The organism is Mesorhizobium wenxiniae (genome assembly GCF_002284535.1).
Lineage (GTDB): Bacteria > Pseudomonadota > Alphaproteobacteria > Rhizobiales > Rhizobiaceae > Mesorhizobium > Mesorhizobium wenxiniae.
On record NZ_NPKH01000041.1, the window covers coordinates 96,920 to 117,608 of the forward strand.

General features: G+C 62.1%; 15 protein-coding genes and 2 pseudogenes. 9 read left to right on the forward strand and 8 right to left on the reverse strand.

Annotation, left to right across the window (positions count from 1 at the left end; genetic code table 11):
• The first annotated feature begins 50 nt into the window (after positions 1–50).
• Positions 51–2,518 (forward strand): annotated as a pseudogene (locus CIT31_RS32920) (adenylate/guanylate cyclase domain-containing protein).
• A gap of 16 nt (positions 2,519–2,534) precedes the next feature.
• The gene (locus tag CIT31_RS35815; RefSeq protein WP_280950425.1) at positions 2,535–2,909 is read left to right on the forward strand and encodes an aldose epimerase family protein; all 375 of its coding nucleotides are present in this window, start codon (positions 2,535–2,537) and stop codon (positions 2,907–2,909) included.
• Here CIT31_RS35815 and CIT31_RS32930 read toward each other — a convergent pair.
• Positions 2,883–3,179, reverse strand: coding sequence for a hypothetical protein (locus CIT31_RS32930; protein WP_133116254.1), 297 nt, complete (start codon positions 3,177–3,179; stop codon positions 2,883–2,885). The two genes, CIT31_RS35815 and CIT31_RS32930, sit on opposite strands and share 27 nt — an antisense overlap.
• Before the next feature lie 180 nt (positions 3,180–3,359).
• On the opposite strand from CIT31_RS32930, the pseudogene CIT31_RS36245 reads away from it, so the two are divergent.
• From CIT31_RS36245 to CIT31_RS32940, 3 genes and pseudogenes are all read left to right on the forward strand, one after another.
• Positions 3,360–3,563, forward strand: a pseudogene (locus tag CIT31_RS36245) (winged helix-turn-helix domain-containing protein); the annotation flags it as partial.
• Between the two features lie 112 nt (positions 3,564–3,675).
• Positions 3,676–4,059, forward strand: a complete 384-nt coding sequence (locus tag CIT31_RS36250) for a tetratricopeptide repeat protein (protein ID WP_425350693.1) — start codon at positions 3,676–3,678, stop codon at positions 4,057–4,059.
• Between the two features lie 566 nt (positions 4,060–4,625).
• Complete coding sequence (locus tag CIT31_RS32940) at positions 4,626–5,414, forward strand: DUF899 domain-containing protein (RefSeq protein WP_095522023.1); 789 nt, start codon at positions 4,626–4,628, stop codon at positions 5,412–5,414.
• A 121-nt stretch (positions 5,415–5,535) separates the two neighbouring features.
• Here CIT31_RS32940 and CIT31_RS32945 read toward each other — a convergent pair whose 3' ends face one another.
• Positions 5,536–7,575, reverse strand: a complete 2,040-nt coding sequence (locus CIT31_RS32945) for a putative bifunctional diguanylate cyclase/phosphodiesterase (protein WP_425350692.1) — start codon at positions 7,573–7,575, stop codon at positions 5,536–5,538.
• A gap of 269 nt (positions 7,576–7,844) precedes the next feature.
• Here CIT31_RS32945 and CIT31_RS32950 point away from each other — a divergent pair, with 269 nt between their 5' ends.
• The gene (locus CIT31_RS32950) at positions 7,845–8,879 is read left to right on the forward strand and encodes a class I SAM-dependent methyltransferase (RefSeq protein WP_065007694.1); all 1,035 of its coding nucleotides are present in this window, start codon (positions 7,845–7,847) and stop codon (positions 8,877–8,879) included.
• A 166-nt stretch (positions 8,880–9,045) separates the two neighbouring features.
• Here the strand turns inward: CIT31_RS32950 and CIT31_RS32955 are convergent, their stop codons facing one another.
• Positions 9,046–9,966, reverse strand: coding sequence for a sugar kinase (locus tag CIT31_RS32955; protein WP_095521973.1), 921 nt, complete (start codon positions 9,964–9,966; stop codon positions 9,046–9,048).
• Positions 9,967–10,173: 207 nt separating this feature from the next.
• On the opposite strand from CIT31_RS32955, the gene CIT31_RS32960 reads away from it, so the two are divergent.
• Both CIT31_RS32960 and CIT31_RS32965 read left to right on the forward strand, forming a co-directional pair.
• The gene (locus tag CIT31_RS32960) at positions 10,174–10,614 is read left to right on the forward strand and encodes a FixH family protein (protein WP_095521974.1); all 441 of its coding nucleotides are present in this window, start codon (positions 10,174–10,176) and stop codon (positions 10,612–10,614) included.
• A gap of 13 nt (positions 10,615–10,627) precedes the next feature.
• Positions 10,628–11,830: a cytochrome-c peroxidase gene (locus tag CIT31_RS32965; RefSeq protein ID WP_095521975.1), complete on the forward strand. Its 1,203-nt coding sequence runs from the start codon at positions 10,628–10,630 to the stop codon at positions 11,828–11,830.
• A 226-nt stretch (positions 11,831–12,056) separates the two neighbouring features.
• Here the strand turns inward: CIT31_RS32965 and CIT31_RS32970 are convergent, their stop codons facing one another.
• Positions 12,057–12,509 (reverse strand): Lrp/AsnC family transcriptional regulator, encoded by a 453-nt coding sequence (locus tag CIT31_RS32970; protein WP_095522024.1) that lies wholly within the window; start codon positions 12,507–12,509, stop codon positions 12,057–12,059.
• A 162-nt stretch (positions 12,510–12,671) separates the two neighbouring features.
• On the opposite strand from CIT31_RS32970, the gene putA reads away from it, so the two are divergent.
• Positions 12,672–16,283, forward strand: a complete 3,612-nt coding sequence (gene putA, locus CIT31_RS32975) for a bifunctional proline dehydrogenase/L-glutamate gamma-semialdehyde dehydrogenase PutA (protein ID WP_095521976.1) — start codon at positions 12,672–12,674, stop codon at positions 16,281–16,283.
• A gap of 33 nt (positions 16,284–16,316) precedes the next feature.
• On the opposite strand, the gene hmuQ is transcribed toward putA, so the two are convergent.
• From hmuQ to CIT31_RS32995, 4 genes are all read right to left on the reverse strand, one after another.
• Entirely contained in the window at positions 16,317–16,631 is a 315-nt protein-coding gene (gene hmuQ, locus CIT31_RS32980; RefSeq protein ID WP_095521977.1) for a heme-degrading protein HmuQ, read from the reverse strand.
• 62 nt (positions 16,632–16,693) lie between these two features.
• Positions 16,694–17,755 carry a TonB family protein gene (locus tag CIT31_RS32985; RefSeq protein WP_245316548.1) on the reverse strand — a complete coding sequence of 354 codons (1,062 nt, stop codon included), beginning with the start codon at positions 17,753–17,755 and terminating at the stop codon, positions 16,694–16,696.
• A gap of 64 nt (positions 17,756–17,819) precedes the next feature.
• A complete protein-coding gene (locus CIT31_RS32990; protein WP_029353355.1) occupies positions 17,820–18,263 on the reverse strand; it encodes a hypothetical protein in 444 nt (147 codons plus the stop codon).
• Positions 18,264–18,268: 5 nt separating this feature from the next.
• Complete coding sequence (locus CIT31_RS32995) at positions 18,269–20,503, reverse strand: TonB-dependent hemoglobin/transferrin/lactoferrin family receptor (protein WP_095521979.1); 2,235 nt, start codon at positions 20,501–20,503, stop codon at positions 18,269–18,271.
• Positions 20,504–20,689 lie beyond the last annotated feature (186 nt).

The following is a 20,689-nucleotide window of genomic DNA, read 5'->3' on the forward strand; positions in this document are numbered from 1 at the left end:
ATCTGTGCAGATCTTATTGGCCGCGCCAGCTGAATCAACGCGTCGCCGCGATGCTTAAGCGTCTCGGCATACGCGGCCGCCTGTTGCTCGCTTTTTTCGGTATCAGCACCTTCGCGGTGCTCGCGACAGCAGCCGCTCTTTATGCCTTTCTCGAGGTGGGGGAGGTTCTCGACCGCATCACTAAGGACCGAGTGCCATCGGCGCTCGCATCCCTCCAGCTGTCGCGGCAGGCCGAGCGGGTCGCCGCCACTGCGCCCGCCGTACTTGCTTCGACCAGCAAGGCTCAGCATAACGAGGTGTCGGCTGCGATCGCGGCCGAGATGACGCGCCTAGAGGAACTGCTTGCCGCTCTCAAAGGCGCCAAGCCTGGCGCGGCGGTGGTGGCTGAGATCGAGGCTGCGGTGCTTGGTCTGCGCCGCAATCTCAATGCCCTCGATGACCTTGTCGCCGCCCGCCTCTCCGTGGTGGCGCACAAAGAGGAACTGTTACGCCGCCTATCGGCTACACAAATGCAAGCCAGCGCCTTGTAGCGCCCGGTATGCTCGTGATGAATTCCAAACTCCAGCAATGGCGGGCGGTCACAGCCGGCACGTCGCTTGCGTCGGACCGAGGCACGGAGGCGACGGCCAACCTGGTTCAAGCGATCGCGGCCTACATCCCGCAGCAGAAGGCGCAGCAGCAGATCTCGGCGGTCAATGACGCGCTGGTCAACACGGCGGACGCGCCTACGCCAGGCGATCTGGCGTTGATCATGTTTCCGCTGCGCCGGTCGTTCGCCGTTCTAGATACGATTTCCGACGAGATCGACGAGAGGCTGCGAACCCGTTTCCAGCAGCGGGTCAACGAGTTCAAGGCATTGATCGACGGTGGAAACAGCATCCCGAAGACGCGGCAGGACGAGTTCGCCGTCCTTGCGCAGGGCGAAAAGCTTCTGGCCGAAAACCATCAGCTGTCGCGCAGTCTTACCGCTGCCGTCGATCGCCTGGTCGCCGCGGCAGACCGCGAGATCGCGGCGTCCGGTCTCGAAGCCGCGGTCGTCCAGCGCTACGGGACCGGAGTTGTCCTTGGCTCCGCCGTTCTCAGCCTCTTGAGTTCCGTTCTGTTTGTGTGGCTCTATGTCGACCGTAGCCTCCTCGCGCGGCTGGGAGGGTTGAGCCAAAGCATGCTCGCGATCGCCGGCGGCGATCTTCGTGCGCCATTGCCTGCCGCGGGCCACGACGAAATCGGCCGCATGGCCGAGGCGCTCAGGCTCTTCCGGGATACCGCAGTCGAGGTGGAGGAGAAGAACCTGCGCGAGGTCGCCGAAGCGCGTCAGCGGCTCATTGATGCCATCGAAAGCATCTCCGAGGGATTCGCTCTCTACGACGCGGAGGACCGGCTCGCCCTTAGCAATAGCCGCTACCGCGAACTGCTCTACAGCGACCTTGCGATCGAACTGACGCCCGGCACGGCCTTCGAGTACATCATTCGCCGATCCGCTGAGCGCGGCTATATCAGGGATGCTGAGGGACGGTTAGAGGAATGGGTCGCCGAGCGCCTCTCCCGGCACCGCAACCCTGGCGAACCGTGGCTGCAGCGGCGAGGCGACGGGCGATGGATTATGATTAGCGAGCGGCGGATCACCGGCGGCGGCACAGTCGCGGTCTACTCGGACATCACCGAGCTGAAGCAACGGGAGGAGAACCTCGCCGAGAAATCCGCGGCTCTCGAGGCGCTTTCCAGCAAGCTGGCGAAGTACCTTGCGCCGCAGGTCTACAACTCGATATTCACTGGCCGTCAGGACGTCAGGATCGCCAGCCAGCGGAAGAAGCTGACGATATGCTTCTCGGATATCGCCGGCTTTACCGAGACCACTGACAAAATGGAGTCCGAAGTTCTCACCCAGCTCCTCAATCACTATCTGACGGAAATGTCGAAAATTGCTTCGGATCACGGCGCGACGATCGACAAGTATGTCGGTGACGCGATCCTGATGTTTTTCGGCGATCCGGAGACTCGCGGCGTCAAGGAGGACGCGTTCGCCTGCGTGCAGATGGCTCTCGCCATGCAGAAGCGGATGAGCGAACTTGCCGAAATCTGGCGCGACATTGGAATTGAAACACCGCTGCGCTGCCGCATCGGCATCCACACCGACTACTGCACTGTCGGCAACTTCGGCAGCGAGGACCGGATGGATTACACGATAATCGGCGGCGCTGTGAATCTCGCCTCACGTCTCGAGCAGGAGGCGCAGCCAGGGACGGTGCTCATTTCTTATGAGACGTTTGCGCAAGTGAGGGACATGATCGACTGCGACGAACTGGGGCACATCCACGTCAAGGGGATCGCCTATCCGGTCGCCACCTATCGCGTCATCGATCTGAAGGCCAATCTTGTCGCTGCCCATCGCTCCGTTCGAACCGAACTGCCGCATCTCAGACTAGAAGCTGAGCCCGAGCTGATGTCTGCTGACGAGCGTGACCAAGCCGCCACTGCGCTTCGAGACGCGCTCGATCAACTTTGTCACAAGCCTAGGTAGTAGGGCCCGTACCTGAATTCTCCAGCGCTCACCTCGTCGACCAGCCCACAGCCAGGCATGCCAGTCGGCCACGTGTTCTTTGGGATCGAGACACGACGGCACGATGGGCTTTCCCAGGGCGCTCGACGTGACCTGCACCTATAGGTTGAAAATCCCCGGCACGCTCAGCGTCGAGTTGACCGCCACCTGCGAGGAGCCGACGCTGTGCAACCTCACCCAGCATTCCTATTTCAACCTGGATGACGGCGGCGCTGGCGATATCCTCGACCACCGGCTGATGCTGAACGCCGGCGCCTATCTTCCGGTTGATGGCGACCTGATCCCGACCGGCGTCGCACTCCACAGGCCTCACCGCGTCAGAACCTCACCACTCGCGCACGAGCACGAATGACCAAAGCCCATCTCTCTGCACGCCGAGCAGCGGCCGGTACGCGATCGTGTCCCTCTCGGCGTCGCCCGTGACGGGACCGATGTTGCGGGCTGGACCGATGAAAGCGATCGGGCGATCGCTTTTAGTCTTCACCAAATAGGCGAACGTCTCGTCCTCGGGGTCCGCCGCCCGATCCCCGATGTATGTAGGACCTGAGGAATCGGCTACGGCAACGCCGCAAAGCGCGGTCACGCCGGCCAGCACACCCATCGCCAATGTTAGTTTCGCCATATCATTAACTCCCTTGGTGCTTTGCTAGCTACGGACCGATTTCGTTCAGGTTGGTCCGAGGTGGAGAGCATGGGCGATTTCGCGGCGCCAATCCTGAAGAAGCTCCGAATTGATCCCAAAATTTTTCCGAAGGTCGTATGATAGGCCATGGCGCCTCAGCGCTTCACATTCGGTCCCTTTATGCTCGATGCTGACAGCAGCGCACTATTCGAGCACGGCCTGCCTGTTGCGATTGGAAGCAAACCCCTCGCGCTGCTGCAGGCCTTGGTGGAGGCGCGCGGTCAAGTGGTGCCCAAGGCGGCTTTGATGGACGCTGCCTGGCCAAATACCAACGTGGAAGAAAGCAATCTGACGGTCCAGATCGCCGCCCTTCGCAGGCGGCTGCGGGTCTCGCCCGACGGGGAAGAGTGGATCGCAACTTTTCCGCGGGTGGGCTATCGGTTCGCAGGCTCGCTCACCATCGCTGCGGATCAACCCGAACCATGCCGACACTCTGGTGAACATGGCGGGCTTGAGGGTCCTGCAAGGTCAGCCCCACGATGCCATCGAACTGGCCGAGCATGCTCTCCGCCTCAACCCCTATCCGCCGGGTTGGTACTACTGGGACCTCGGCTTCGCGTACTATGCCGCCGGCCATTATACCCAGGCGGTCAGGGTTCTCCGCAAGGAGGAGGTTGGCCGGCTACCGGCAAAGCGCATCCTTGCAGCGAGCTTGGCGCAGCTCGGTCAGCTCACCGATGCTCACGAGGAAGCCTGTCGGTTCCTTGAGATAAATCCCGGCTTCCTCGCATCTCGTTGGGCAGCTACGCAGCCTTTTAGACGCGAAAAGGACCGGCAGCATTTCGTTGACGGCTATATCAAGGCGGGTTTGCCGCTGTAGGCCTGGCCGTCTGCGATGCTTTCTCCGCGCAGGCTCGGAATTAATCTAGCCGCTCCGCAACCGGTTGTCCCGATCTTCCATCGCCGCGGCCTCCTGCTCTCGCCACGCCTGTCGTCATGGAGATCACTGCCCCCGACAATCACGTTACCCAGGTCGATACCGATGCGCAGCGCGATGCGCGAGACGCGACCTTCGCGGCATCGCTTGCAAAGGTCCGGAGGTGGCGCAACATTCCTGTTCGAAGATTGAACGCATTGACCCATGCGGACCTGGGCGTTCACTGCCCCGGAAAGCGGCCGTGGTGTACCATCGCGATACCCTGAAGCGCGAGCGGAGGAGCGTCGTCGGGCAACGCACGCGATTTAAAAGCGCCAAAGGATCACGCGCTTGGGCGCACCCGCCGCGGCTGTAATCGGCGTTTCCATCGGAATAGCGCCACACTTGTTACTCCCACTGTTTGCTCTCCGGTGCCAAACTATCTCACGCCAACGAGCGATGAGTAGCGAATGGAACCGCGCTTCAGCCATGAGGCGCGGGAATTCGCCCAAATCAGGAGGTATCAAGCCATGACTTCATCAGCCGAGAGCGGACGGAAAAGCGGACAGCCTGCCACGCGCACACCACCGGTGGTGTCGCCTGAGGCGTGGGAGGCGGCTCGCGAGCGGCTGCTCGTGAAGGAAAAGGCCCAGACCCGCGCCCGTGACGCGCTGGCCGCCGAGCGGCGGCGGATGCCGTGGATGGCCGTGGAGAAGACGTATGCGTTTGAGGGGCCTGACGGAAAGGCCAGCCTGCTCGACCTGTTCGACGGCCGGCGTCAGCTGATCGTCTACCGCGCCTTCTTCGAGCCGGGAGTGTTCGGCTGGCCCGACCACGCCTGCCGCGGCTGCTCCCTGGTAGCCGACCAGGTCGCCGACGTCGCCCACCTGAACGCCCGTGACACCACACTTGTGTTCGTCTCGCGTGCGCCTCAGGCTGATATCGCGCGGCTGAAGGCGCGGATGGGCTGGGAGATGCCGTGGTACACGCTCACCGACAGCTTCGACGCCGACTTCGGCGTGGACGAGTGGCACGGCCACAACGTGTTCATCCGCGACGGCGATCGCGTGTTCCGCACCTACTTCATCAACAACCGCGGCGACGAGCAGATGGGGAGCACCTGGAATTATCTCGACATCACCCCGCTTGGCCGGCAGGAGGTCTGGGAGGACTCGCCCGAGGGCTATCCCCAGACCCCGACCTACAAGTGGTGGAACTGGCATGACAGCTACGCCGCGGATCCAGCGGCCGACAAGAAGTGGGCCGAGGTGTCGGACGCCGGAGAGGCGGCGTTCCGGGAGGCGAGCACGAAGCAATGAGCCCGGCCTGGTCCGGTGGAGATCGACGGCGGCGACGGTCGGTCGGCTAAGACAAAGCCGCTGGACTATTGCAGAGGGAGCGCGGGGCGACTTGCAGGAGCGCAGATCGCTCCGCCGCTATTTATGCGGACTTGACGACCGAAAATTGGCGTTTGTAGGTGACTGGTCTCGCCCGGAAACTGGCGGCGGGAGCAGGGCGGCCGACGTGGAAGCCCTGGATTTTATCTATGTCAAATTCGCGTACAATGGCCATCTGCTCGTCGGTTTCGACCCCTTCGACCAGGATTTTATGGCCGCGATTTCGGACCAGGGCAATAATGTCTTGCAGCATCGCCTTGCCCCTCGGGGTGCCGCAGTCATGCAGAAACGAGCGGTCGATCTTCACCGTATCGAAATCGATTAGACGAAGCCATGAGAGGCCGGCGAAGCCCGTCCCGAAGTCATCGAGCCATATCCTGATCCCTAGCAGCTTCAGGTCGCTGATGCAGCGGAGAACGTCGGAGTGCATCTCCATCTCCAGCCCTTCGGTGATTTCGAGGGCCAGCCTGCTGCCGGCTACGCCAGTCTCGCTCAGAATGGCCGCAACAGAGGTTGCGAAGCCGGGCGTCTTGAGCTGAATCGGAGAGACGTTGACGCTGACGACACGGACGTGATCGTCCGCCAGAAGCTCAGTGCACACTGTCCTTATTGCCCAGCGCCCAAGCGCCAGGACCGCGCCAGTTCGTTCCGCGACGGGAATGAACAAGCTCGGCGGAACCGATGTACCGTCCAGCATTTTGAGGCGCATCAGAGCCTCGACGGCTTCAACTCGGCCGGACGTGACATTCTGGATAGGCTGATAGACGAGTGAAACGAGATCCTGGCCGATCGCGATCTTCAGCAAAGCCGCAATATTCTCGCTCTCGTCGCTGCTCTGGGGATCGTTTGGATCGAACAGCCAGGTACAATTTCGACCGCCTGCTTTTGCCAGATAGAGTGCGCGATCGGCCTCATGGATGATTTTTTCCAGCTTGGCGCCAGTCTGCGGCCTGGTGAATGCAGCACCAACGCTCACCGTCACAACCGAGATACCGTCTCTGCGCTGCTCGTGGGGAAGCGCGAGGTTCTCCACCGTGCTTCGAATGGCTTCGGCAATATCTGCGACCTGTTCTCTTTTCTCCATGCGAGCCAGAACAATGAATTCCTCACCGCCATAACGGCCGATTGAGCCATTGTGCTGCTTAATCATTTCGGCAAGGGCATTGGCGACGAGAATCAGGCAGCGGTCGCCTTCTTGATGTCCGTAATAGTCATTGAACCTTTTGAAGAAGTCCACGTCGATGAGGATCGCCACAAAACTGCTGCCAGACCTTTGCCAGTCGCTCCAGTAGTCCCGCAGCTTCTCATCAATCGCCCGCCGATTCTCCAGACCCGTAAGCGGATCGGTTCTCGACAGATTCAACAGCGCCTGTCCGCGCTCGGTGGCTTCCTTGTGCTGGATTTTGGCTTCGAGGGCATTCAGGAAGACGTTGTAGCGCTCCTCGTTCAGCTTCCAGTTAACGTAAGACGTAAATGTGAAGCATGAAATGTAAAAAGTTCCAAAAACCAGTTTGTACATCAATGTGGAAGGCACAAAGTAGTTTACGGCATACAATATTACTAAAATTATTGCAGACGTTACAATAGACAGGCTGAACTTAAACGTGAAGAAGAGATTGGCGCTCATCATGAAGATGGTGCCGAACACCATGTAATAAGAGACGCTTTCCTTGTCTGCACCCATGACCGCTGGGCACAGCCAGCCAACATAGCCAAAGATGATGGCTCCGGCGCAAGTGACGTCAATCCATTCCGTTCCGACGCCCCGGCGAAGTTGTGCCTCCAAGATCAGGAGTGCAGTCACTCCGACCGCGAAGCGTGCCATGATCGTATAGAGTGCCACATCCGGAATCAGCAGCAGATCCGTTGCCGAAAACAGCAGATAGATGGCAACAGCGATCCAAAGCCCTGGCCTGGCGTCCATTCTTCGCTTCGCTTGGCCTTCCTCTCGGTAGAGGTGGCGGAGCTCGTCGGACCGCGGCTCGTAGCGTGGTTCGAACGGTTCCGCATGGGCTATATCGGCCAATGCAGATGACGCGCATTCGTTCGTCACCACAAACCCCATCTGAACGGGACTTTGCATTCCGAACTCATTTCTAGCTTCTGCCCCCAATGCCGGCCGACTCCTCAGGCGCGACAGCGATTGCGGCGCCTCGCAATCAATATGCAGTCGCGCAAATAGGTTTTCGTTAACTCGTATCCGGAATCCCACCCACAAGGCGTCCAAAGAACCAGCATGGTTGGCGGGAAATTAACGACACCGCTAAAATGCCGGGGATGTGGCTTGGCAAAGGTAAAATTTTACGCAATATCTAAATAATATCTAGCTAATTGTAACTATGGGGTTATGTGGTGGCAACCATCCTTGATGGCAAAAGTCTGATCACTGCCGAGATGATCGCCGCCAGTCTCCCTCGAGGAAAGCTCGGGCCCCATAGCGAAGCGTTCGAAACTGCTCGCGTAGAGCTTGCGCTCATTCTCCACACGACACACCAGCAAATCGAGCAACGAAAGGATCCCGCGGAGATCATTCGTCGTCTGATGGCGCATCTCGAAGCAACCCGTTCCAAGGTTCATCCAGACGTTTGGCAAGCATTGATACCGGTGGTGCAGAACCACCCGGTCCTGGAGTACTTTCTTGAGGATCCGCTCACGCGGTGGTCCCATGACAAGCCCAGAGGTTATTCTGGCGACGCGCAGTTGCTCGACTATATCTATTGTGACCCGCACGTGGCCGAGAGCGTGGCAAACGCCTCGGAAATCGGCAAGGCGCTCTATAGCCATACCAAGGATGTCCCATCGTGCATCGCGGCACGGGAACGACGCGATCTTTTAACCCGATATGTCGATGAGATTGCGACCAAGAATGGACCGGAGGCCGAGATCCTGGCGATCGCGGCCGGCCATTTAAGGGAGGCCAATCGCTCGACCGCCTTACGGGAGGGCCGTCTCAAGCGCTGGGTTGCGCTCGATCAGGATCCTCAGAGCGTTGGATTGATCACGCGCGACTTCCAGGGCACCGCGGTAGAGGCGATCGACGGTTCGGTACGAACCATGCTCACGCGGGGCCACAAGCTTGGCAAGTTCGACTTCATCTACGCCTCTGGCCTTTACGACTACCTTGCGCACAACGTCGCCGTGAAGCTCACGAAAACCTGCCTGCAGATGTTGAAGCCGAACGGGACATTCCTCTTCGCGAACTACGCAGAGGGCAACCCTGACGCCGGCTACCGGGAGACGTTCATGAACTGGGTGTTGCTGCTGCGGTCGGAGGCCGATATGTGGAACATCATCAACGCCAGCGTCGACCGCAACACCGTCGAGGCGCAGGTGTTCTTTGGCGAGAACCGCAACGTCCTATATGGCGTCATCGAAAAGCGCGGATAGCGACCGCCTTGGGCTGCAAGGTTGTCGCCCATTGGCGGCAGCCAGTCCGATTGCGTTTTGACCCTAAAGCGCGTCGCGTTTGAATGGATTCATGCAACGCGCCTTAAGCTCTTGTTTTATGCATGTCGTCATCGCAAAACCGCTGCGCACTTTTGCGCGACATGCATTAATCTTCGAACGCCGCCCTTAACGTTTCGAATGGCGCCAGCGCGCCGCGCACCTGCACGACGGCCGCGGCGACGCGATGCGCGCGCAGCACGGCCTCAGTCGGAGCGTGCCCGGCGAGCCGGGCGGCGAGATAGGCGCCATTGAAGGAATCGCCAGCGCCGGTCGTGTCGACGGGGACGGCGACATGCACGGCCGGAACGGGTTGCAGGGTTCCGTTTGCGGCGATCAGCGCCGGCTCCTCGCCGTTCTTGACGACGACTTCGCCGACCAGCTTTCGCAGCCGTTCCGCGGTTGCCTGCGGCGCCGCGTCGCCGAACAGCATCTGCTCGTCGGGAAAGGTCGGTAGCGCTAGGTCGGTGACTGCGAGCGCATCGAGTATCGCGGCCTGCGCTTCCTCGCGCCGGCGCCATAACCGCGGCCGGTAGTTGGGATCGAAGGCGACAAGCGAGCCGGCGGCGCGTGCCTTGGCCACCGCTGCCAGCAATGTCTTGCGCGCAGCGCCATCCAGAATTGCCAAAGTGATTCCGGAAAAGTAAACAAGCGCCTGATTTTCAAGGCTTTTCGCCAAAGCAGCCAGGTCGGAGGCAAGCTGCCTTGCAGCCGCATCGCCGCGCCAGTAGGTGAAGGAGCGTTCGGCTCCGGTCAGCGTGATCGCATAGAGGCCGGGCCGGGCGCCTGATATGATCGGGCTGGCGCCGACGCCGATGCCGTTTTGCGCGAAGAAACCGATCTGGTCGCGCGAGAACGGGTCGTCGCCGAAGGCCGACACATAGGTCGCCGGCCGATCGCCGCTCAGCGCATGCAGCGCCCACAGCGTATTGAACGTGTCGCCGGCAAAACCCATGCGCCAGTTCGGCCCCGCCTGGCCTGAAAGTTCGAGCATGCATTCACCGATCGAGGCGACGCCGTTTCCTGTCATGAATCTCTCTCCTGGTCATGTCGCCCAAACCTTGCGCAGCGGTTTTGGGATAACGACATGCACAAAACCAAGACCCGGTGCTGTAGCTTTTTGCGAGCGGCAGCGCCATGCTTGGCCATGGCGGATTTTGCGCCAACGGCGTTTTCTCACGCGGAAGGCGGGACGCAATCTGCCCAGCGAGACGTTATCTCCGGAAGAGGAAACGGTTTGGCATCGTTATGGCGTTATGTTCTGGCAGGTCTTGGTCTGGCTGCCTTGCTGGCCGGCATTCTCGCTGCCGTCTATCTGACCGCGCCTCGGCTTGCGAGCCCCGAAGTCGCCCGCTCGAAGAAGACGACGAACGGGCTGTTTGTGGCCAGTTTCGAGCCGGAGCGGGGTGTCATCAGGCAAGGCGAGCTGCAATCCTGGCTGCTGACCCTGAAGACAGGTGCGGGAACCCCGGTGGAGGGCGCCGGGATCACGATTTCCGGGGGCATGCCGCGGCACAGGCACGGTCTACCGACCAGCCCGCAGGCGACCGACTATCTGGGCGACGGCTGCTATCGCATCGATGGGGTGAAATTCACGATGAGCGGATTGTGGCAATTGCATTTCGCCATTTCCGCGGCGGCCGGATCCGATACGGTGGTCTTCAATGTGTTGCTCTGAGCGCTGGAGCAAGATGAACCGCTTTTCGCGTCTTTTCGGGCTGCTGGCGATGGGCGTGCTTGCCGGCTGCGGCAAGCCGGAGTTTTCCGATGCCGAAAAGAAGACCATCGCCTCACTGGCTCTGTCGGCGCTACCGCCGCCGAAAACCGACACCACCAACCGCTTCGCCGACGTGCCGGCCGCCGCCGGCCTCGGCGCGACGCTGTTTTTCGACGTCGGGATGAGCGGCGACGGCAAGGTTTCCTGCTCGACCTGCCACAAGATCGACCGGCAATTCCAGGACGACCTGCCGCAAGCGGTCGGCGTCGGCCGCACCAACCGGCGCACCATGCCGCTGGCCGGCGTCGCGCATGACCCATTCTTCTTCTGGGACGGGCGGCGCGACAGCCTTTGGTCGCAAGCGCTGGCGCCGCTGGAGAATCCGCTGGAGCAGGCCGGCAATCGCGCCGCCTACGCGCATTATATCAAGGCGCGATTCGGCGAGCGTTATGAGCGCATCTTCGGGCCGCTGCCCGACCTTTCGACTGTGCCGGCCAATGCCAGCCCGCTCGGCAGCGATGCCGAGAAGGCGGCGTGGAGCACGATGACCAAAGCTCAGGCCGAGGGCGTCAATCGCGTCTTCGCCAATATCGGCAAGGCGATCGCCGCCTTCGAGCGGTCGATAGCGCCGCCGCAGACGCGCTTCGACCGGTTCGCTGCCGCCCTGGCTACCGGTATACAGTTGCCGCAAGGCGACGTTGCTTTTTCGCCCGAGGAAATCCTCGGGCTAAAGCTGTTCATCGGCAAGGCCAATTGCGTGACGTGCCACACCGGGGCGCGTTTCACCGACGGCAGCTTTCACAACACCGGCGTGCCGCCGGTTGCAAATCTGCCTGCGGATCGCGGCCGCATAGATGCGGTGGCGCAGGTCGAGGCCGACCCGTTCAACTGTTTCGGCGCGTTTCGCGATGGCGACGCCAGCGCCTGCGGCGAGCTGCGCTTCATGGTCAAGGCCGGACCGGAACTCGCCCGCGCCTACAAGACGCCGTCGCTGCGCGGTGCCGCCACCCGTCCCCCCTACATGCATGCCGGGCAGTTCTCGTCGCTCGAAGAAGTGGTGGCGCATTATTCGACAGCGCCGGCGAGTGTCGAGGGCATATCCGAGATCCATCCGCTGCAGCTTTCCGACCGCGAGCGCGCCGCGCTGGTGGCGTTTTTGAAGACATTGGCGGAGTGAAGGACTCGGAATAAAGGCCGGTCGGTAGCGATCCTTCGCGCCCCCTCTGTCCTGCCGGACGTCCCCCCACGAGGGCCCCACGCGGGGGAGATTGGCTGTCCCCTCGGCTTTCGCCAATTTTCAACGTTGAAGAAAAGGCCGCTGTCGTCGAAGCCGTCGTTCTGGGAGATGTCCGGCAGGACAAAGGGGGCGCTGTCCCGCCGACGTTCACCGCAGCAGCGCTCTACTACCGATCCTTGACCGTCTCCATCGCCACAAAGGTCGAAGTCTGGGCGACGTGGGGCAGGGCGGAGATGCGCTCGCCGAGCACGCGGCGATAGGTGGCGATGTCGGTGGTGCGGACTTTCAGGAGGTAATCGAAGCTCGACGCCATCATGTGGCATTGCTCGATCTCCGGCACCGCCTGCACGGCGCGGTTGAAGGCGTCGAGCGCGGCCGAGCGGGTGTCGGACAATTTCACCTGGACGAAGGCGACATGGCCTTCGCCCATGCGCTCACGGGCGATGATCGCCTGGTAGCCGCGGATGATGCCGTCCTTCTCCAGCCGCTTGACCCGCGCCTGCACCGGCGTCTTCGACAGGCCGACCTTGACCGCGAGTTCCGACATGGAAAGCCGGCCATTGCTGCCCAGCGCCGACAGGATGTTCCTGTCGATGCGGTCTAATTGGTCTTCTGTCATCGAATTTTTGGTCAAATTGGAGAAAATCAGGCCACACGATAATCCAATCGGCCTCTCCTGTCGATTTCTTTGGACCGATCGAAACCAAGCTTTGTGTTAGCTTGCGCCATTCGGTCCGGTGACCGCCGGACCGCTCCCTGATGCTTGCTCTCTAGGACCGTCATGCCAGCGCTCGATGCCATCCGCCAGCAGATCCGTGCCAATTACTTGCCCGATGAAGACGAGGCCGTGAAGCGGCTGGCCGAGGCGACAGGGCTTTCGACGAAAGAGCGGAAGGCAATCTCGGCCCGCGCCGCCGACCTGGTGCGGGCGGTGCGCGGCTCGTCCGATCCGCGGCTGATGGAAGTCTTTCTGTCCGCTTATGGCCTTTCCACCAAGGAGGGCGTCGCGCTGATGTGCCTGGCCGAAGCGCTGCTGCGGGTGCCCGACACCGAAACGATGGACGACCTCATCGCCGACAAGATCGCGCCGCACGACTGGTCGGCGCATTCAGGGGGCTCGAGCTCGATCTTCGTCAATGCGTCGACCTGGGCGCTGATGCTGACCGGCCGGGTGCTTGACGAGGGCGAGGGCGGCATCGAAGGGACGCTGCGCGCCATGGTGCGCCGGCTGGGCGAGCCGGTCATCCGCAAGGCGGTCGCCGCCGCCATGCGCGAGATGGGCGAGCAGTTCGTGCTCGGCCGCACGATTGCCGAGGCCGTCAAGCGCGGCCGGCCGATGACCCAGAAAGGCTATTTCTATTCCTTCGATATGCTGGGCGAAGCGGCCCGCACCGAGGCGGACGCGTTGCGCTATCTCAAGGCCTATGCCGACGCCATCTCATCGCTCGATGCCGGCGCCAATGGTCCCGACATCCGCCAGAACCACGGCATCTCGGTCAAGCTCTCGGCGCTGCACCCGCGCTATGAAGTGACGCAAAAGGAAAAGATGCTGCCTGTGATGGCCGAGCGGCTTTTGTCGCTGGCGCTGGCGGCGCGCCATTCGCGCATGGGCCTCAACATCGACGCCGAGGAGGCCGACCGCCTCGACCTGTCGCTCGAAATCATCGAGCGGGTGCTGGCCGAGCCGGAGCTTGCCGGCTGGAACGGTTTTGGCGTCGTCGTCCAGGCCTATGGTCCGCGCGCCGCCTTCGTCATCGATTGGCTCTATGCGCTGGCGAAGAAGTACGACCGCACCATCATGGTGCGGCTGGTCAAGGGCGCCTATTGGGACACCGAGATCAAGCGGGCGCAGACGCTCGGGCTCGACGGATATCCGGTCTTCACCCGCAAGGCCAACACCGACGTTTCCTACCTCGCCTGCGCGAAGAAGCTGCTGTCGATGACCGACCGCATCTATCCGCAATTCGCCACCCACAACGCCCACACCGTCGCCGCCATCCTGTCGATGGCTGGGGATCGTGACTCATTCGAGTTCCAGCGCCTGCACGGCATGGGCGAGGCGTTACATGAGACGGTGCGGCGGGCCGAGGGTACGAGCTGCCGCATCTATGCGCCGGTCGGCGCGCATTCCGACCTGCTTGCCTATCTGGTCCGCCGGCTGCTCGAAAACGGCGCAAACTCCTCCTTCGTCCACCAGCTCACCGACGAGGAGGTCGAGCCGGAGGATATCGCTCGAGATCCACTCGAAACCGTCGAGAAACAGGGTCCGGCCAGCAATCCGGCGATCCCCAGCCCGTCGGCGATCTTCGGTGCTGGCCGCCGCAATTCGAAGGGGTTCGACATCACCGATCCGGTGATGCTGGCCGCGATCGACAAGGCGAAGGCCGAGTTTGCTGGGCCGGACCGCTGGCACGCCAAGCCGATCACCCGGGCCGCCGGCTACGGCAAGCAGCGTCCGGTGGTCAATCCGGCAAAGCCGGACGAAGTGGTCGGCACGGTCAGCGAGGCCACCGCCAAGCAGGTCGCGACCGCCGTGCGCATCGCGGTGGAGGCGCAGCCGGCATGGGCGAGGCGCGCCGTCGCCGAGCGTGCCACCATGCTCAACCGCGCCGCCGACCTCTATGAGGCCAATGCCGTCGAATTCTTCGCGCTCGCCGCCCGCGAGGCCGGCAAATCACTGGCCGACGGCGTCGCCGAAGTGCGCGAGGCGGTCGATTTCCTGCGCTATTACGCAACCGAGGCGGCCAATGCCGAACCTGGAACCGAGGCGCGCGGCGTGATCGCGTGTATCTCGCCATGGAATTTTCCGCTCGCCATCTTCACCGGCCAGATTGCGGCAGCTCTCGTCACCGGCAATTCGGTCATCGCCAAGCCGGCCGAGCAGACGCCGCTGATCGCCTTCCGCGCCGTCGAATTGCTGCGCGAAGCCGGCGTGCCGGAAGACGTCATCCAGCTTCTGCCCGGCGATGGCCCCTCGGTCGGCGGCCCACTGACATCAGATCCGCGCATTGCCGGCGTCTGCTTCACCGGCTCGACCGAGGTCGCCAAGCTGATCGAAAAGCAGTTGGCCGAGACCGCCGCGCCCGACGCCATGCTGATCGCCGAGACCGGCGGGTTGAATGCCATGATCGTCGATTCCACCGCGCTTCCCGAACAAGCAGTACGCGACATCCTAGCCTCGGCCTTCCAGAGTGCCGGCCAGCGCTGCTCGGCGCTGCGCGTGCTCTATGTGCAGAAGGACGTCGAGAAGAAGATGCTGGAGATGCTGAAGGGCGCGATGGAAACGCTCAGCCTCGGCGATCCCTGGTGGATTTCGACCGATGTCGGCCCGGTCATCGACGAGGAGGCACAAAAATCGATCCGCGACTATTGCACTGACATGGGCCTGCAGGGCCGGCTGATCGCCAAGCTCGAAGCGCCGAAGGATGGCCGCTTCGTCGCGCCGCATGTCTTTCGGGTCAAGGGCATCGAGGACATCGAGCGCGAGGTGTTCGGACCGGTGCTGCACGTCGCCACTTTCGACGCCGACGATATCGACGGGGTCATCGCCGCGATCAACCGCAAGGGTTATGGCCTGACTTTCGGCCTGCACACCCGCATCGAAGGCCGCGCCCAGCATTTCGTCGACGGCATCCATGCCGGCAACATCTATGTCAACCGCAACCAGATCGGCGCCGTGGTCGGGTCGCAGCCGTTCGGCGGCGAAGGGCTTTCCGGTACCGGGCCGAAGGCCGGCGGACCGCAATATCTCAGGCGGTTCCGCAAGGGGCCGGAGGCGGGCACGCCTATTCTTGACGGCCGCAAGGTGACGGCGACCGAACTCGCCGACAATCTGCCGGACCCGGCGCTGGGCGGCTGGTCGACGCGGGCGGACCGGGTGGCGGTGCTGAGGAAGCATTTGCGCGGCAAGGGTGCTGCGGCCATCGGTGCCGCCGCCGGCATCGATTTCGGCCAGGTCGATCTGCCGGGCCCGACCGGCGAGGCCAACACGCTGTCGCTGTCGCCGCGCGGCCGTGTGCTCTGTCTGGGACCGGACGCCGACACGCTGCTTGCCCAGACCATCCAGGCGCTGGCGGCCGGCAATGCGGTGCTGGCCGTCGCGCCCGGTGCGCCGGCGGCACTGTCGCCGCTGACCGGCAAGGGCCTGCCGATGGCGGCCATCGACGGCCGGCCCGACCCGGTCGAGGCACGCGCGCTGCGTGTAGACCTCGTCGCCTTTTCCGGCACGCCCGAGGCCGCGCGTATCGTGCGCAAGGTGATCGCCGACCGCGCCGGCCCGATCGTGCCGCTGGTCAGCGAAGTGCTCAACCCGGCGGCCTATGCGCATGAGCGCGCCGTCTGCGTCGACACTACGGCTGCTGGTGGCAATGCCAGCCTGCTGGCCGCGGCTTAAGGCGGCTGCTTCTATCTGTTAGGCGAGGTCACCTCACGCGCCCTCGACGACCGAAAAGCCCTCGAACTGCGGATGACCGAGATAGTGCACCTTGCTGGAGCCGCCGTTGCGGTGCGCGGCGCGGAAATTCTCGGATTTGGTCCAGGCGACGAAATCCTCATGGCTCGCCCACACGGTGTGCGAGGCAAACAGCGTGTAGCCTTCGGCCTCGTTGACCGGACCGCGCAGCAGATGAAATTCCTTGAAACCTTTCATCTCCGAAAGGCTCGAATCACGGTTTTTCCAGACGTCCTCAAAAGCGTCCTCAGAGCCGTTTTGTATCTTGAAGCGGTTCATGGCGATGTACATTGGTGGTTCCTTTCGAGATTGGCGAACTGTGGCGGAAGCTGGAAACGACGAGGCAAAGATTCTCAAAACGGACCGATCTCGCCTGTAAACACCAGATTGTTGCCGACTTTTGTCGGGATGGGAGGGAAGGGGGCTGCCTTCCGCACGATGCCGAGCACGACCTGATCGAAGTCTGACGATCCGGAGCTTTGCAGAATGCGCAGTTCATTGATGCCGCCACGATTGCCAATGACGAATGTGACTACAGCATTGTTGCGCGCGGTTGCTTGCACCGACGGCGGGACGCCGCGATTGACGCGGCTGAGCTTTCTTAAGACGTCGCTGCGGTAGCTGGATTCCGCTGCGGTGCCTGCTTCATTTTGTTTCTTGCCCTTACTCGCCGCCTGAGCAGAGCGGTCCTGGCCATCTGCCGTCCCACGCTTCTCATCAGCTTCGCTTGCTCTTGAAGGGGGACTTGGTCTAGCGGTGGGGATCGGCGGCTGCCCGGCAAACGCAGCAGGCGCCTCGGTGCTTTCTGTCTGAACAGTCGGCTGTGCTGGCGTCTTCGGGACCACGCTCTGGTCATCGGCCGCCCCAGACACCAATATGTCTGGCATGGCTGCCGACTGTTTGACAGCTTCCGGCAGAGGCTCAAGGGGCTGCTTCGTTGCTTCCGTGGTGGGCTGGGGAGGCTTTGTTGGCGGCACTGGTTTTTCGGCTTTTGCCGCCGCTGGTTTGGTCGGCTGCGGGTTCGGCACCAATGTGACCTTCATTGCCGGCGCTTCCCGATCCAGCGCGCTGCCGACCACGTTGGCGCCCGACTGATCGCTGCCCTCCGACTGAGTGGCATGCTGGAAGTCAAATGTTCCGGCAGGCGTAATCAGAAAAACCGCCGCGACCGCCGCATGTGCCAGGCAGGAGACGATGATCGCCGCGGTGTATACTCGCCCTGTTGGGCGCGCCTGTGCGAGCGGCTCGACCGGCTTCACGCCAATTTCGGCGCCGGTGTCTTGGCTGGTGTTTGGGCCGGTGCTTGGGCCGGTGCCTGGGCCGGTAGCTGAGATGGAGCTGGTTTCCTGCATGTCGCGGAACGGAAACTGCAGCGACCCTCTTGTCAAATTAAGATCATTTGCCCCCAGCGGCAAGAGGCCGGCCAGCGATCTTGCAAGGGTGTTTCGGGCGAGTGCGGGCTCCAGTCCCACTGTCTTCTCAGACCCCGAAGGCGATGCCGGTCTTGGTCTCTGTCTTCAGTCCACGCATGCAAGCGCCCGGCTCGATGCCGGTGCCCGCACATTCGGTCGAGCTGTTGATCAGCACACGGCTGACCTTGGCGCAATCGGCGCCGGCAAGATCGAAACGCGTCACCTTGGTCTTGCCCGCCGGCAGGTCCTTGAAGTCGAGCACGGTCAGCCGGTCGACGACGCCGGCCTCGTTGAACAGCGCGATCTCGAACGCTGCTTTCGAGAGGTCGGCGCCGAGAGTGTTGTTGACCACGAACGTCAAACGGCAGCCCTTTTCGGAGGCCTGCGCACCATTGAGCTCAAGCGTGAGAGCAGGGACCGGCGCGGACTCTTGCGCCCACGCCGGACCCATCACAAGCGGCATCGCCAGCACCGAGGTCAGCAGGCGAAGCGATGCCGTCAAGCTTATCATTGTCGTCAGCCTCCAAATCGCATTGTCGCCGCCAGCTTGAGCGTGACGCCGGGCTCGTAAATTACACTCGTGGCCGATGCATTCAACGGGTTGGTGTATTTGACGTCGAACAAATTGTCGGCGCGGAAGTCGACCTTGAAATTGTCGGTCGCCTGGTAGCTGGCGAAGGCATTGACCAGCGTGTAGTCCTTGGCCACTGGGTTGCCCTTCGGCTTGCCATTGTACTGCACCTCGCCGCCGACGGTTAGCTTGTCCTCCAGAAAGCGGAAGCCGAGCTGCGCGGTGACTTGGGAAGACGGGACGGTGACGAGGTCTGCCCGCTCGCCGTCATAAGAGATGGTGTGGCCATCGATGATCGACGCCGAAATCCCGGCGAAACCCCAGCTGGCGTCGTAGACGCCTTCCATTTCAAAGCCGCGGATCTTGGCTTCTGCAAAGTTCTGGTACTGGAAGCAGATCGGGATGCCGGGGCCGAATGGGCAGCCGCTGGTCGGGTCGAATGCCGACAGGGTGACGCCGTCGATGTAGTCTTCGACATCGTTGTTGAAGTAGGCCGCCTTGAAACGAAACGCATCGCCGGCTTCGAGAATGTCGTCCAGCTTGTGGTTGACACCGAATTCGACGGTCTTGCCGATTTCAGGTTTCAGATCGGGATTGGGGAGAAACGGAAAGCTGACGCCTGCCGGATGATTGCCACTGATGAGGGTTTCCGACAGCGACGGAGAGCGATATCCCTCCGCGTAGGTGCCGTAGAATTGCAGCCCCGAAAGGCTGGCGGTTTCGAACGGCGAGACGCCGACGGTGATGCGCGGCGACAGCCGGTCGCCGGAAGTTTCGCCGACATCGCTTTCGAGCTTGTAGCTGTCGTAACGCAGCCCGGCGATGACTTCGAGCCAGTCCAAGGTGAGCTTGTCCTGGATGTAGGCGCCGGAAACGTTTCGCTTGCCCGAAGGGGTGTAGAAACTGGCGCCGCCTGCGGCGCCACCCGTCTCGACGTCGTCGCCAACCCAGTCGCCACCGTAGGTCAGCTCGTGCGCAATGCCGGCGGTCTCGAAACGCGAGGTGTTCCAGATGTCGATACCCGAAGTGCCGATATCGAAAGTCGACATCGAACCCACCGGCAGGACGATGGGAAGACCGGTGACCGGATCAAACCGGTTTTGCGGAACGAGGCTTGTCATCTCCAGCTTGGTCTTATTGGAGGAAGCGTTGACGTGAAGATCGAGCCAGCTCTTGTCCTCATCGGTGATGTTGTAGCGCGCCGTGAAAGTATTCGCCTCCAGGTCGACGTCATTCACCGGCGTGCCGCCGCTGACCTCGTTCCAGCCGTCGCTCGTGCCATTCCAGCCCAGTTTTAGTTCGCTGTTTTCACTAGGGCGGATGGTCGTCTTGAGAAGACCGCTTAAAACGTCGAAGCCGGTGCCGTTCACTGTATCGCCGCCGCCATCCTTGTAGTCGTCATAGTCGCGATAGACGATGTTGCCGAGGACATCCCAGTTTTCGTTGAAACGGTAGGCGCCGGCGGCGCTGGTCGTCCAGCCTTCGCCGTTGCTCTCGTAGCGCCCGGTCGCGGACGCGGCCCATGTCTCGCCGTCGCGAAGATAATCTTCCGCGTCCTTGGTCTCAAACAAGGCGACGCCGCCGATGGCGCCCGAGCCGTAGGTGTTGGCGACCGGGCCGCGGATCACGTCGACGGATTTGATGAGCTCGGGGTCGATGTAGAAGGTCGATTGCGTGCCGTGGTCGGAGCGCTGGAAATTCTGCCGCGCACCGTCGACGATCACCGCGACGCGGCCGAAATCCTGCAAGCCACGGATATTGATGCTGGAGCTGACGCGCCTTGCGTCTGCCTGGACCGCTACACCCGGCACACCCAACAGCATTTCGTTTGGCGTAGTCGCCATGCGGCGTTCCAATTGCTCCTGATCGACATGGCTGACCGAAGCCAGGGAATCGATCGCCGTCTCGCCGGTGCGGCTGATGACCAGGATCTGGTCGAGCAGCGTTGCGCCTCCCGGGGCAGCCTCTTCAGGCGTCTGCGCTTGTTCGGCCTGCTGCTGGTCTGCTGTCGGTTGGGCGGCCTGTTGAGCGTTTGCCGATGGCGTGAGCAGAGCGACCGCCGCAGCACCCGCCAGCAATGCCGCCATGCCCTTTGCCATTGATCGATGCGCCGGATTTCGATGCGCCCTACCTGGGCTGCCATTCGCCAGACCCAGCCGTCCCCAATTCGCCAACCCCATGCCCCAACTCCAAAATTCCAGATCCGATGCTGGCTGGCGTGGCGCTTGCTGGCATTTTTCATCGTGTCCGGCGTCTTAAATCTTGACTAACTTAGTCCGGTATTGCACTGACTAATAAACATGATTATCCAAGTCAAGAAATGAATCGGCATATCACGCAAGCGTCGAGCCAGCCGACCAAGCCCG